Below are 13,318 nucleotides of genomic sequence, written 5' to 3'. Positions count from 1 at the left end.
CCTTATTGAATTTTATGGCTATTTCAAGGAAAAATCCCTTTACACACTAAGTGGTGGTGTAAAGGGATGATTTCAGGTGATTAAGAATTTTCTTGGGCCCATTTTTCTACATCCCAAGTTTTTGTTATCCAATCTTCATAAAAATCGGGTTCGTGGCATACAAGAAGAATTGTTCCTTTATATGCTTTCATCGCCTTTTTTAGTTCCTCTTTTGCTGTAACATCAAGGTGGTTCGTCGGCTCGTCAAATAGTAACCAGTTGCTGTCTTCTCCCATTAGCTTACATAAACGAACCTTTGCTTGTTCACCACCGCTTAATTGGTTCAGTGGACGAGAAATATGTTCATTTTTCAAACCGCATTTTGCTAGCATTGCACGTACTTGGTGTTGGTCCATGCTAGGGAATGTATTCCAAACATCATCAATTGGTGTTATATTATCAGCTTTTACTTCTTGTTCGAAGTATGATGGATTTAAGAAGTCACCAAGACTTGTTTTTCCGCTTAATGGTTTGATCTTACCTAAAATTGTCTTTAATAGTGTTGACTTACCGACCCCATTACATCCAACGATTGCAATTTTTTCACCACGTTCGATTGTCATCGTTAATTTTGGTAATAACGGATGTGTATATCCAATCTCTACATTTTCTCCTTCAAAGACGAATCGGCTACTTGCGCGACTCTCTTTAAATGAGAATTCAGGTTTAATTGCTGTTTCAGGACGATCAATACGTTCCATACGATCGAGTTGTTTTTGACGACTCTTTGCACGACCTGTCGTTGAGTAGCGAGCCTTATTTTTCGCAATAAAATCTTCTTGTTTTTTAATAAATTCTTTTTGTTTTTCGTAAGCATTAATATGTTGGTTTTTATTAATTTCAGCAAGTTCTAGGAATTTTTCATATGTCGCTGTATAACGCGTCATTTTTGTAAACTCTAGATGGAAAATAATATCGACACATTTATTCATAAATTCCGTATCATGGGAAATTAATAGGAATGCATGTGGATATTCTTTTAAATAATTTGTTAACCAATGAATATGTTCAACGTCTAGATAGTTGGTAGGTTCATCTAATAGTAATACTTCTGGTTGTTCAAGTAGTAATTTTGCAAGTAACACTTTTGTACGTTGCCCACCACTTAATGCGGCAACATCACGATCTAAACCAATTGCGTCAATTCCAAGACCACGCGCTGCTTCCTCAATTTTCATATCTAATAAATAGAAACCCCCTGCTTCAAGAGCATCTTGTATTTCTGCCATTTGCTCAAGAAGCTCTTCTAATTCTTCAGGTGTAGCAGTTCCCATTTTTTCTGTAACTTCATTTAAAGCTTTTTCTTGTTCAAATAAAGGTAAAAACGCATCTGCTAATATGTCACGAATTGTGCGGCCAGGTGTTAAAATTGTATGTTGGTCTAAGTAACCATAATTTGTACCAGGTGTCCATTCAACTCGGCCTTCATCATGGATAAGTTGACCAGTAATTATATTCATAAATGTTGATTTACCAACACCGTTTGCTCCAACTAATCCAACGTGTTCTCCTGCGAGTAAGCGCATGGATACATCTTTAAATAATGTACGATCACCAAATGTATGGCCTAATTTTTCAACAGTTAATAAGCTCATAATGTCCTCCGTTCAATTCTAAATAGTGTCTTGAATCATGATACTAAATTCTTCGATATAATGCTATCATTTCAAAAATGTATATTTTTTCAAATAAGGAGTTGCATTATTTTGGAAAAAATATATAATATAATTGAACAGTGGTTAATTAAATCGTGAGGTATAAAAAATGTCGCCAAGAAGAGCAGTCAAACAAGAGTTAACAAGAGAAATGATTATGAACGTAGCAAGAAATTTATTTGTACAACAAGGATATCAGCACACTTCAATGCGTAAAATTGCGACGGAACTAGGGTATAGCCATGGTTCAATTTATTACCATTTTAAAAATAAAGCTGAACTTTTTTATGCGATGGTAGAACAAGACTTTCAATTGTTAAATGAAAAGTTAGATGAAATTAGTAAAAGAAACTTATCTCGAGAAGAGCAGTTAAAAGCAGTTTTATTTGGTTTTATAGAGTTTGGTTTGAAAAATCAAAGTCATTATGAAATGATGTTTTTAATTAAAAACGATGAGTTAAAGGAATGTTTGGCAGACGGCCCAAATGTTAGTTATGAAAAATTTGCAAAGGTTGTTTTTTCTTTATGTAATAAAAAAATAGATACAATGACGATATGGTCTGTCTTTTTATCATTACATGGGTTTGTCGCACATTATTGCGGAAGTGGGCAAACATTTGAAGAATTAAAGGGGCTTGCTCAAGTGCATGTAGAGTTTATTTCAAAATCGCTTCTAATGTAGGTGATTTTCTTTTTGTTATTAATTGAACAGTGGTTAATTAATTGGAGGGGGAACTTATGATGAGAAAAGCGTTAGTACTGGGAGCATCAGGAGCAATGGGTTATGCGATTACAAAGGAGTTATGTAATAGAGGGATTGATGTAGTTGCCTTTGCAAGAAATAAGGAGAAGTTGGAGAATTTATTTCAAGGAGAGGAACATATACAAACAGTAGCAGGAGATGTATTTGTAAAAGAGGATATAATAGATGCTGCGAAAGGTGTAGATGTTATATTCCATGCTGTAAATATCCCATATTCAGATTGGGAAAAGAAGCAACATAAACTATTAAGAAACATATTGGAAGTAGCAAAAGAGAGTGATAGTAAGTTAGGGATCGTTGATAATATTTATGCATATGGAAGGCAAAATCAAAGGCTGGTTAAAGAAGATGCTGAAAAGAATCCTCATACGAAGAAGGGGAAAATACGATTACAACTTGAAGCGATGGCAAAGCAGAGTAGCGTCAAAATGTTTATTGCTCATTTTCCTGATTTTTACGGTCCAAATGCGGAAAGCACACTTGTTCATCATACTTTACATGGCGTACTTGCAAATAAAGTGTCTAGCTTTGTTGGAGATAAGAGAATTGCACGCGAGTATATTTTTACGCCAGATGGTGCAAAAGCGATGGTTGAATTAGCGTTATGTGAGGAGGCTTATGGACAACAGTGGAACATACCAGGTTGCGGTGTCATTACCGGAGAAGAGATGATGCAATATATACGTGAATTGACGGGATATACAAAACAAGTTATGACCGTAAAAAGAGGAATAATAAAGTTAATGGGTTTATTTGATAAGCAGATGAAAGAATATGTAGAAATGCTCTATTTGACAGAAAAACCGGTTGTATTAAGTGGAGAAAAATATGAAATGCTCATTGGGAAAGTACCTAAAACATCTTATCGCGAAGGATTAGAGGAAACAATCTTATCTATGCAAAAGAAATAAAAGGTGTAACCATTTCATAGAAATGGTTACACCTTTTTCATATGAGTTTATTTTAAATATCCACGAATAATCCCGCGTAAACGATTTGCATGGAATTTACGTTTATCATTAGAAATATTTTGTGTCATACGGAATGTGGCAGCAGCAACAGCACGTAAGAAATAAGGGAATCCATAATGTAAGCGAATCACTCTGCCAAAACCGCCAGCATAAGAAATGGCACGTTTTAATGATTGTTCATTTATAACTTCTTCTTTTACAGGATGGTATACGAACAGATCTTTTCTAAATAAACCAGTGTGGTCTTTTTTCATACCGCGTAGAACAAAGTCGGTTTCTTCACCAGCTCCATAAATCGTTCCAGAGCCAACACCTAAATCCTCGTCGAATGTACCTACATCTTGTACAAATTGTTTTGTAAAGAATAGTGTAAAAGAGGGACCTAAAAATCCATATTTGTTATTAAGAATAATGTCTGTATTAGGTGCAAGTATTAAAGAACCAGTTCCTTCAACATTAGTAGTGTTTGTTGATATAAACTGAACATCGTTATTAGAGTTGAAAGTTTCTAATATACTTTCTAAAACATTTGTTTCATAAATACAATCGTCATCTGGAAAAGCGATGATATCGCCATCCGCTACTTTTAATCCAGTATTTCGAGCTCTAGATAACCCTTTAATAGGTGTATAAATGTAGTTAATAGAAAATTTTTCTTTATATTCATCAAAGAGATCCGAGATTGGAGTATCATTTTGATCTACTACGATGAGTTCAAAGTTTTGGTAAGTTTGTTTTTCAAGTGATTTTAGTAAGTCAAGAATATCATCACGTCTGCCACAAGTAGCCATGATTAAAGAGAATTTCAATTTTAACAGCTCCTTTAAGAATTACGTTTAAGCTTTTTTAAATCGTGCTTGTATTTTTTCTATTAGAGTAAAGAGAATTTCATCCTTTGTTAAGAAAAGGATAAGAGCATATGTTAATCCGCATGCTACCATGACTAGGAGAACTTGTAGTATTTGCCCAGATACGAACATACGAATAACGAATGCTATTGGTACAAATGTTAGTGAATAAAATAGATATTTAAGTTTTTGCATATCAAATAATGTATAATTCACTTTTAATTTCTTTTTAACATAAATATATTCAAGTACAATTAATAAACTGTTAGCAATTGTAGTTGTGAAAATTGCTGTCGCTGGTGTAAGCACATGGAAGAATATTAGTGCAATATTGGATGCTAGGTTAATAAACCCGCAAATGAATAAAAAGCGTACTAAAATACCTTCCTTCTTTTTAACATAAATAATTTGATTCGATAAAATAGATTCAATACCAACTGTAATCATATAGAAAGCGAACACAATTAATGTATTACCAGCCCCAGCAAATTCTGATCCACCATAAATGACAACAGCTCCGTGAGCAATGAGCATTAAACCAATTGCGGCGGGAAATAGGGTAATAAAATACACCTTTGAAATTTTGTTTAACAAAGATTCATACTCACTTTCAGATGCATTTCCTGATAAGTAAGAAAGCCGTGGAATCGTTACTTGTACAACGCTTAACATAAGTGTATTAATAATGGTCATAATTTGAAAAGCCATAACGTAGTAAGCGACCTCTGCTTTTCCGGCGTATTCACCTAACACAAGACGATCTAATTGTGTATATAAAATATTAGCATTTGAAAAAATGACGACTAATAGCAACGGTTTTAAATGCGGGATAATGGTTAAGTTAGAAAAATCAAACTTTACTTGGCGTTTCACATATACAAAGCTAATAGAATGATTTAAAAATGTTGATAGTGCTAATAAACCTGCGAATGTTTTATAATCATCCACTCCATGAACTAGGCAGAAAAGCAGTACAACATAAATTAGTCGAACAATAACTGTTTTTTTAGTGATGAAGTCATAATTTTCATACGCTTCATTGAACCATTCCACATAAAATAGATTGGAAATAAAATTGAAGCCAAAAATAAGAAGAACAGGAAATAAGCTTTCATTTCCATATCCAATATAACTAAAGGTTAAAAAAGCACATAAAGCTAAAAGGCTAGTTGTAACATTAATTACATAGAGACTTGTGAATAATTGAGAAACTTTCTTTTTATCATTTTTAATTAAGCTAACTTCACGTAAGCCATATTGATATACACCAAAAACCGCGAATATGAAAAAGTAATTAAAAATAGTTTCAGCAAAGTTAACGGTTCCCATCGAATTGGCTCCTAGCATGCGGTATGCGTATGGACCAACTAAGATTGGAAGTATAATGTTAAACGTATTGAGTAGTATTTTATAAAAAATATTTGAAACAATAGACTTTTGCATAGTTTCACCTTTCCATTAAAGTAATACAATTTAATTAAAATGCGTTTTATATTAAAGTTTTTAAGTAGGGATAATTACTTCAACTAAAATGAAATTGTTTTTAGTTGGTAAAGAATAATGATCGTTCTTTATTGTATTTTGATATAGTAAAAAACAAGGCGTTTTCTACACAACTTGCAAATTTTTAAATTAGTTTGCTGACCGCCCGTATAAGTGTACCTTACATAAACTTTGTAAAGCAACTATTCCTCGATTAGAAGCGAGTTATAAATAGAACTTTATACACTAGAAAAAGTTAATATTGAAATAGCCTAGCCAAGATATGTATAAAAATATTACATAGTATTTGTGAAAAGACGTAGAGATTGTATGAGAGACTTGAACTGTTTATAAAGAAATGAGCGAATACAAGTTAGTTATCCGCTCAGAAGGTATTTTCGATATTGAAATTTTATACACTCCAAGGCTTATTTAAAGTTAATACCTCAGCCATTTCTTTGCTTTTTAAACGTCCTTTTTTTCGGGTCTCAGCACGTTCGGAACCAGTTTTATGCAACCAATGTTCTTCCTCAGTTTCTGGTAATACTTGAGGTACAGAAGAAGGTTTGCCATCTTGTAATGCTACGAATGTAATAAAGCAAGTAGCGGCGATACGGCGTTCTCCCTCTAATAAATTTTCTGCAATTATTTTTACGAAGACTTCCATAGATGATTTACCAGTATAGCAAACAAATGCCTCATAACAAACAGAGTCAGCTTGATGAATAGGTGTTAAAAAATCAACAGAATCAATGGATGCTGTCACACAATGCTTGCGACTATGCCTTGCTGCTGCAATAGAAGCAATACTATCAATTTCAGCCAATAATTTGCCACCAAATAATGTTTGATGGTTGTTTAAATCATTTGGAAAAACACGTGTTGTTTTAATTGCTTTTGATTCTCTCATAAATTTCTTTTCCATATATTCAGCCCCTAGTGTACATTTTCAATCAGAGTGACATGTTCTTTATGACATAAAAGGAAGGTTAGTTCCTATTTGATTTTACCGGGTATTTAAACAAGTAAAATGTATGAGTAGAGGAGTAATAATACTTTTGAAAGTATATTCATGTAACTGAAAGAAAATTTATTTTGTCTAAAGTGTAGTGTAAAAGAGGATTCGCTTACATTGCAAGTGAAAAAGTAATGACTATATATTTGTCATAGAAATTCCCTATCAGCCGTGTACCTATTCATGATAGAATCGTTTTGTTATGAATGGAGATAGAGGTGCAATGGACATATGAATCATATACAAACAAATTTTTCGTCTTTTTTCAGTAAAATAATGATTGGTGCGATGCTCGCATTTTTTGTTTATAGTTGTTGGTCAGCGTTTGAAACAAGTAAGCAATTTTTTGGAGGAAGTACAACGAGTGTAACAATCGTATTGGCAATTTTCGTCATCCTCATATTGTTAGTGGCATCAATTTTACAATATCGTTTTACAGATAAACAATTTTTTATTTTTCTTATGAGCGTATCTATAGTTGTGAGAGTTAGTATGGTGTTAATTGTAGATGTTCCGATTATCGGTGATATGAAAGCGATGTATGAGTCTGCAAAGCAGATTGCAATTGGCAATAATATAGAGAATATAACACAGTTACCCTTTATCATTTATGAATCGATAGTTATTCGTATATTTGGTGATACGGCATTTGTTTTACAGTTATTTAATATTTTGTTCTGTACAGGAACTGCGTTTTTAATTTATCGTATTGCCGCTATGGTTTTTGGGGAAGAATGTGGTCGCGTTGCGTCCGTATTTTACGCTTTATATATTCCAAATATATTTATGAGTTCCTTATTAGCGCCTGAATCGCTCGCAATATGCTTATTTTATTTTGCTTGTTACATACTTTTATATAAAGGATTAGATCATCCTTATATGTGGGTGCTTTCAGCGGTTTTATTTGCATTTAGCAATATGCTGTTCCCAATGGGGTTATTTCTTCCTATTTTTATTGCGGTATATGTGTTGTTAATTGAATTGTTTCAATCCGCAACGAAACAAAAAATACTATTAAAGATGATAGGGATGCTTATTCTATTTTATAGTGTTCATTTTGGCGTGAGTTACGGAATTAAGACGATGGGAATGTCACAATATACGATTTCGAATGAGACGTATGTTCAATCGGTTTTAATCGGTAAAAATCAAAAAGAGGAAAAAATACCGGGAAATCAAACTGTAATAGAACATATTGATCAAAAGTTAAAAGAGATTGAGAGTGAAAGATTTAAACTGCTAAAACCAGTAATGAATCAGTTTTCAGATGAGGGGATAAATTCTATCCTATTCAAATGTGAAAAGCTGATATATATAGCAATAACATTATTCATGGCTATAGCTTTATTACATTTTCTTATTAAGAAACAAAAGAATGAAGGATACATGTTGTTCTTATTGTTGATTAGCGGATATGTATTGCTAAAAATCTTTCAAGTAGATATGGCATACTATAATATTATTATGCCAGCATTGTTTATTTTACAAAGCTTTGGTGTCTATATGAGTTATATATATTGTCAAAAAATATTTTTTAGAAAATAAAAAGAATCCAAAATGGATTCTTTTTATTGTTAGATGATGAAAAATCGTTATTAATATAAGTTTCGCCTTATCGGTTTAGTTCTAGTTGTAGACTATCAGCTGTTAGAGCCATTTTTGAAGAATCGTCTTGAATGCCCTTCATTACTTGCGAAATAGCTTCTAATTCATTTTCAATTTTTTTATTCTGTTCTTTCGAATTAGACATATCTTTTACGATTTCATGGAAGTATTGATCTGTCGCGTACATACTATCAGTTCCTTCAGATACGAGAGAACTAATTTGTTTTACAGAAGAAGAAACATGAATAATCTGTTCATTTGTTTTTTCAACGAGTTTTGTAACGTTGGAGATAGATTCTTTCGTTTGCTCTGATAATTTTCGGATTTCTCCAGCTACAACAGAAAAACCTTTGCCAAACTCTCCAGCACGTGCAGATTCAATAGCAGCGTTTAGTGCTAGTAAATTTGTTTGCTCTGCAATTGATTTAACGATATCTATGATTTCGTTAATTTTGTTGGAAATATTGAGAAGTTCATGAGTATCTGTAATGATAGTTTCCATATTTGTTTGAATGTATCCCATTCGTTTGTTTTGCTGATTTAATTGTTCTTTACCTTTATTAGCTTTTTCTTCTGATGTTGTTGCTAATGATGTACCGGTTTTGGCAATCTCTACAATAGTTTCGGATTTAGCAGTTAACTTTTGAATAGAAGAGCTTGTTTTTTCAGATACAGCTGCTAGTTCATTTGCAATATGTGTAATTGTCATAGCCGTTATTTCTTTTTCTTTTTCATGTTCTTTTTGAATTTGTTCATACTCAGATTCATAAGCTGCAAGAACAAGCTCTTGTTCAAGTGTGAATAATTTGTTTATTACATTTATAGAATATGAAAAATCATCGATTATTGTAATCTTTGTTTGTAAAATCTTTATGATGGAACGGAATAATTCTTGATAGGCAGCCGTATACCATTTTCTATGTAAGCCAATTTGAACATGTCTTTTGGCAATTCTGACACGTTGTTCAATAAAATCTTCGTGCATATCTCCACTGAATAATTCTTTAATATGTGTTTTTAAAGTTTGTTTTAGTTTTGGAATAGAGCTGTAACGTTCAATAATAGTAATTAAATTAGGTTGTTTTGTAATATTGGCATAGAATTTTTCTGTAATCCAATCTATTTCCTCATAAATAAAGGGCTGTAGTACTTTTACAATTTGTAAATCTTCCTTTGAAATATGTAGCATATCCATTTGAATCCTTAATTCGGAATTAGCAGGTACGTTAAAGGTTATTTGTTGTTCCTTACTTAATTCAATTATACTGGTGTTTGTTTTATGAGTATGTTTTTTAAAAACCCCAAGCATCGTTCTTCCCCCTGTTTGTGAAGCGTTTTCATTTTTGTTTCTAATATAATTATATATTTTTATATTCAATTACTCTATATCTGTGTATAGAATAGTATATAAATTAAGAGAATTCTATGTAGAATTCTCTTAATGACCTTTATTAATTTTAGCATGTGTTTTAAAGAAAACAGGGAAATGTACATTATATATTACAGTGACGACACGAATAATGAATGTTACTAATAAACAAACATAGAAAGCTAATACGTGCGCCCCCATTGCATGTGTGATTAAGAAGCTAATTGCTCCTAATATAGAAGCGATTGCGTAAATTTCTTTTCGGAATACGTAAGGGATATCTTGGGCGCATATATCACGCAAAATACCGCCTCCAATCCCCGTAATGACTCCCATTGAAACAACTAAAAATGAGGCATCAACATGATGTGACATTGCCGCATTTGCACCAATGGCTGTAAAAACACCTAAGCCAACAGCATCAGAAAGCATAATAACGACTTGAAGTTTATTGATACGCTCAAAAAACATACAAGTAAATAGTGCTGATAATACGCTTACGAAAAAGTAAATAGGTTTTACAAATGCGACAGGAGGCAGGTTACCGATCATAATATCACGAATAATACCGCCGCCGAGCGCAGTAGCTACAGCTAAACAAAGGACACCGAATAAATCTAAATCTTTTTTTAAACCAACTAATGTACCAGAAATAGCAGCGGCGATAATGCCAAGAAACGTAAATATGTCGATTAATAACATGGCTGTAATCCCTTCCTCCTAAAGATGTTCCAGAGAAAAAATATACACTAAAGTTATGTAAATAACAATGCATTTTCGTTACATGTAGAAAAAAAGAAAAAATAAGGAAGGAAAGCGTTTGAAAATGCAAATTTACTTTTTTTATGAGGTAAGGTTGGATAGAAATGTGAGACGTTTAATTAAAAAATATATGTTATAATACATATTTGAGATGAGAAAAATAATAATAATTGTATAGAGTGAATTTAGGTATAAGTTATGGAGGTTCTAGATGTTAAGGGAAAATAGTACAAGTAATAAATTTGAAAATTTTCTATTAATCTTTATTTTGTTGCAACCCATTTTAGATTTGCTTACAGCATTTTGTATAATGGTTTTAAAAATTGATACGACTATTGGAGTTATTACACGTTTATTCGTTATGCTTCTAGGTGGAATATATATTTTAATTCAAACAAAGAAGAGAGAGAGTATAAAATATATATCGTATATAATTCTAGTTGGAATTGTTTTCACTATTGGGTTAATAAATAATAAATTTACAAAGAACCCTATGGTGTTTACAGAAGAAGTTAAGTTTATAGCAAAAGCTTTATATCCGTTTGTTATGCTTACTTGTTATGTGTTTGTTTTTAAATCTTTAAAAGAAAAAAGACATTCAAAAATGCTTGAATATATTACGTATGCATCGTTAATCATAGGAATAGTAATGGTAGTTTCGATTGCAACGGGAACAGATTACAATAGTTATACGTGGTTGAAATTAGGGTCTCGTGGTTGGTTTTATGCAGGTAACGAGCTAGGATCTATTTTAGCCATCATGTGCCCAATTGTTATTTTGTATTCAATTGAAAAAACAAAAAGTATAGGTAAAGTATATTATTGGATTCCTTCAGTTTTAGTTGTCTATTCACTATTTGCAATTGGAACGAAAGTTGGTGTAGGAGCCATCTTTGTGGCAATGGCTATTGCAGTTGTTATGTGCTTTATCCAGGCATTTACACAGCGTAAAGATGGAAAGAAAAATGTCTATTTATTAAATGGTTTTATTGCAATGACTGTTTTTGTAGGCATAATGGCATATACACCTTTTTCGCCATTCATGAAAAATATGGGATTCCATTTCCAATTTATTGAACAGCAACAGAGTGCGAAAAATGAAGAGAGAAAGAAAGAGGAAGCGAAAGAGCATAAACCTCCAGTGACAGAGAAAGAAAAGGAACAAGAAAAAGAAAGAGAGAAAGAAAAAGAGAAAGAAAAAGTAGCTGAGAAAAAGGAAGAAACTCAAGCTATTATTTTTAGTGGGCGTCAAATATTCGAGCAAATGTATAAAGATTTTTATAAGGAAGCCCCAATGTCTCAAAAATTATTAGGTATGGGGTATGCTGGTAACTATAAAGCAGATCCGAAATTAATTGAACGTGATTTTCATGATTGGTTCTATTCATTCGGAATTATAGGATTTATTTTACTGGTAGTTCCGTTCGTATACTTTGGTATTAAATTCATCGCATGTGTATTTACTAAGTTTAAACAAATATTTACAGTGAGGTACGCAATGGTAATTGCAGCAATCCTGTTAGGGTTAGGTATCTCATTTATCGCTGGACATATTTTAATGGCACCTGGAGTAAGTTTTTACTTAGTATTACTCATGGCATATTTAATAGTTGACTTGGAAATTGAATGATAGAAAAATAAAAGCTAGCATATGTTAGCTTTTATTTTTGTTATAGTAAATAAAAATAAAAATGGAGGATGTAAGAAATGAAAGTGTTGCATATTAATGCTGGTGCAGAAGAAGGTGGGGGGAAAACACATATTATTTCACTCTTATCTCAGTTTCCACAGAAAGAAGTGGAATTAATGGTATTTGAAGAAGGGGCGATTGCTAGAGAAGCGAGGAACCTTGGTATTCAAGTACATGTTTTTACTCAGTCATCTCGGTACGACCTATCAATTCTTTCAAAAATAAAATCATTTATTAATGAAAATCAATTTGACATTGTGCATACACATGGCGCACGAGCGAATTTCTACCTCTCCCTCTTGAAAAAAGGTATAAAAGCGAAATGGATAATGACCGTTCATAGTGATCCAACCTTAGATTTTATGAAGGGGGGATTAAAAGGATGGGTATTTACGAAATTAAATTTACGTTCTTTCAAGAAGGTAGATTTGTTTTTTGCAATTACGGAAAACTTTAAGGAAAATATAATAAAGCTTGGGGTATCAGAAGAGAAAATTTGTACAATTTATAATGGAATTGAGTATGATAATATTCCAGCAAAGGCTTATGATAAGAGTGAATTTGGTATCGATGAAGGAGTATTTACAGCGATCCAAGTAGCTCGTCTTCATCCTGTTAAAGGACATAGTATTTTATTTGAAGCGTTACAAAAAATTAAAATCCAAAATATAAAGATACTTTTGCTTGGTGATGGACCTATAGAAGCAGAATTAAAAGCGATGGTGAAACAAAAAAACTTAGAGGATAAGGTGGTTTTTCTAGGTTTTCGTACAGATTCAAAAGAATTATATGCATCTGCACACATTAATTTGTTAACTTCTTATAGTGAAAGTTTCCCTCTTGTTTTATTAGAAGCAGCTAATCAACGCTTAACATCTATTGCAACAAATGTGGGGGATATGAGAAAGCTAATAGTTGATGATACATATGGATGGATTGTACCGATTGGTGATGCAGATTCGTTAGCAAAATCATTAGAAAATGCTTATGAAAAGTGGTTGAATGGGGAATTAGAAGAGATGGGAAATCGTTTATATGATTACGCATCTACTCATTTCTCGCTAAAGAATTTGTATGAAGATACTCGTAGTGCATATAAAAAACTTTTATTGAAATAGA

The 13,318-nt window shown here is 32.4% G+C and carries 11 protein-coding genes and 1 pseudogene; 5 read left to right on the top strand and 7 right to left on the bottom strand.

The window, feature by feature from the left end:
- Positions 1-80: 80 nt before the first annotated feature.
- Entirely contained in the window at positions 81-1,634 is a 1,554-nt protein-coding gene (locus ACUN26_RS23585; protein ID WP_000055386.1) for an ABC-F family ATP-binding cassette domain-containing protein, read from the bottom strand.
- A 169-nt stretch (positions 1,635-1,803) separates the two neighbouring features.
- On the opposite strand from ACUN26_RS23585, the gene ACUN26_RS23580 reads away from it, so the two are divergent.
- Both ACUN26_RS23580 and ACUN26_RS23575 read left to right on the top strand, forming a co-directional pair.
- Positions 1,804-2,376 (top strand): TetR/AcrR family transcriptional regulator, encoded by a 573-nt coding sequence (locus tag ACUN26_RS23580; RefSeq protein WP_000075002.1) that lies wholly within the window; start codon positions 1,804-1,806, stop codon positions 2,374-2,376.
- A 56-nt stretch (positions 2,377-2,432) separates the two neighbouring features.
- Positions 2,433-3,368: an SDR family NAD(P)-dependent oxidoreductase gene (locus ACUN26_RS23575; protein WP_002046064.1), complete on the top strand. Its 936-nt coding sequence runs from the start codon at positions 2,433-2,435 to the stop codon at positions 3,366-3,368.
- 47 nt (positions 3,369-3,415) lie between these two features.
- On the opposite strand, the gene ACUN26_RS23570 is transcribed toward ACUN26_RS23575, so the two are convergent.
- From ACUN26_RS23570 to ACUN26_RS23560, 3 genes are all read right to left on the bottom strand, one after another.
- Positions 3,416-4,237, bottom strand: a complete 822-nt coding sequence (locus tag ACUN26_RS23570) for a glycosyltransferase family 2 protein (protein ID WP_000672689.1) — start codon at positions 4,235-4,237, stop codon at positions 3,416-3,418.
- A gap of 27 nt (positions 4,238-4,264) precedes the next feature.
- Complete coding sequence (locus ACUN26_RS23565; RefSeq protein ID WP_002040054.1) at positions 4,265-5,719, bottom strand: oligosaccharide flippase family protein; 1,455 nt, start codon at positions 5,717-5,719, stop codon at positions 4,265-4,267.
- 451 nt (positions 5,720-6,170) lie between these two features.
- A complete protein-coding gene (locus tag ACUN26_RS23560; RefSeq protein WP_000412115.1) occupies positions 6,171-6,683 on the bottom strand; it encodes an acyl-CoA thioesterase in 513 nt (170 codons plus the stop codon).
- A gap of 321 nt (positions 6,684-7,004) precedes the next feature.
- Between ACUN26_RS23560 and ACUN26_RS23555 the strand changes: the two genes are divergently transcribed.
- Positions 7,005-8,318 carry an ArnT family glycosyltransferase gene (locus tag ACUN26_RS23555; RefSeq protein WP_001015657.1) on the top strand — a complete coding sequence of 438 codons (1,314 nt, stop codon included), beginning with the start codon at positions 7,005-7,007 and terminating at the stop codon, positions 8,316-8,318.
- A 67-nt stretch (positions 8,319-8,385) separates the two neighbouring features.
- Here ACUN26_RS23555 and ACUN26_RS23550 read toward each other — a convergent pair whose 3' ends face one another.
- The 3 genes and pseudogenes from ACUN26_RS23550 to ACUN26_RS23540 form a co-directional block, all read right to left on the bottom strand.
- Complete coding sequence (locus tag ACUN26_RS23550; RefSeq protein ID WP_370512683.1) at positions 8,386-9,192, bottom strand: methyl-accepting chemotaxis protein; 807 nt, start codon at positions 9,190-9,192, stop codon at positions 8,386-8,388.
- Positions 9,190-9,567 (bottom strand): annotated as a pseudogene (locus tag ACUN26_RS23545) (protoglobin family protein); the annotation flags it as partial. The gene ACUN26_RS23550 and the pseudogene ACUN26_RS23545, both read right to left, overlap by 3 nt.
- 249 nt (positions 9,568-9,816) lie before the next feature.
- Positions 9,817-10,449 (bottom strand): trimeric intracellular cation channel family protein, encoded by a 633-nt coding sequence (locus ACUN26_RS23540; protein WP_000924369.1) that lies wholly within the window; start codon positions 10,447-10,449, stop codon positions 9,817-9,819.
- 271 nt (positions 10,450-10,720) lie between these two features.
- Between ACUN26_RS23540 and ACUN26_RS23535 the strand changes: the two genes are divergently transcribed.
- Together ACUN26_RS23535 and ACUN26_RS23530 are read left to right on the top strand one after the other, a co-directional pair.
- Positions 10,721-12,139: an O-antigen ligase family protein gene (locus ACUN26_RS23535; RefSeq protein WP_000943143.1), complete on the top strand. Its 1,419-nt coding sequence runs from the start codon at positions 10,721-10,723 to the stop codon at positions 12,137-12,139.
- Positions 12,140-12,216: 77 nt separating this feature from the next.
- A complete protein-coding gene (locus tag ACUN26_RS23530) occupies positions 12,217-13,317 on the top strand; it encodes a glycosyltransferase family 4 protein (protein ID WP_000865929.1) in 1,101 nt (366 codons plus the stop codon).
- Position 13,318: the final 1 nt, after the last annotated feature.

It is taken from the genome of Bacillus sp. WC2503 (genome assembly GCF_052682895.1).
The sequence above is the reverse complement of the archived record's forward strand: the minus strand, read 5'-3'. Positions and strand labels throughout refer to the sequence as shown.

Excerpts from the sequence above, each read along its gene's own strand:
- ACUN26_RS23555 (WP_001015657.1), top strand. The coding sequence starts at position 7,005 with ATGAATCATATACAAACAAATTTTTCGTCTTTTTTCAGTAAAATAATG.
- ACUN26_RS23535 (WP_000943143.1), top strand. The coding sequence starts at position 10,721 with ATGTTAAGGGAAAATAGTACAAGTAATAAATTTGAAAATTTTCTATTA.
- ACUN26_RS23565 (WP_002040054.1), bottom strand. The coding sequence starts at position 5,719 with ATGCAAAAGTCTATTGTTTCAAATATTTTTTATAAAATACTACTCAAT.
- ACUN26_RS23575 (WP_002046064.1), top strand. The coding sequence starts at position 2,433 with ATGATGAGAAAAGCGTTAGTACTGGGAGCATCAGGAGCAATGGGTTAT.
- ACUN26_RS23560 (WP_000412115.1), bottom strand. The coding sequence starts at position 6,683 with ATGGAAAAGAAATTTATGAGAGAATCAAAAGCAATTAAAACAACACGT.
- ACUN26_RS23530 (WP_000865929.1), top strand. The coding sequence starts at position 12,217 with ATGAAAGTGTTGCATATTAATGCTGGTGCAGAAGAAGGTGGGGGGAAA.
- ACUN26_RS23585 (WP_000055386.1), bottom strand. The coding sequence starts at position 1,634 with ATGAGCTTATTAACTGTTGAAAAATTAGGCCATACATTTGGTGATCGT.
- ACUN26_RS23540 (WP_000924369.1), bottom strand. The coding sequence starts at position 10,449 with ATGTTATTAATCGACATATTTACGTTTCTTGGCATTATCGCCGCTGCT.
- ACUN26_RS23580 (WP_000075002.1), top strand. The coding sequence starts at position 1,804 with ATGTCGCCAAGAAGAGCAGTCAAACAAGAGTTAACAAGAGAAATGATT.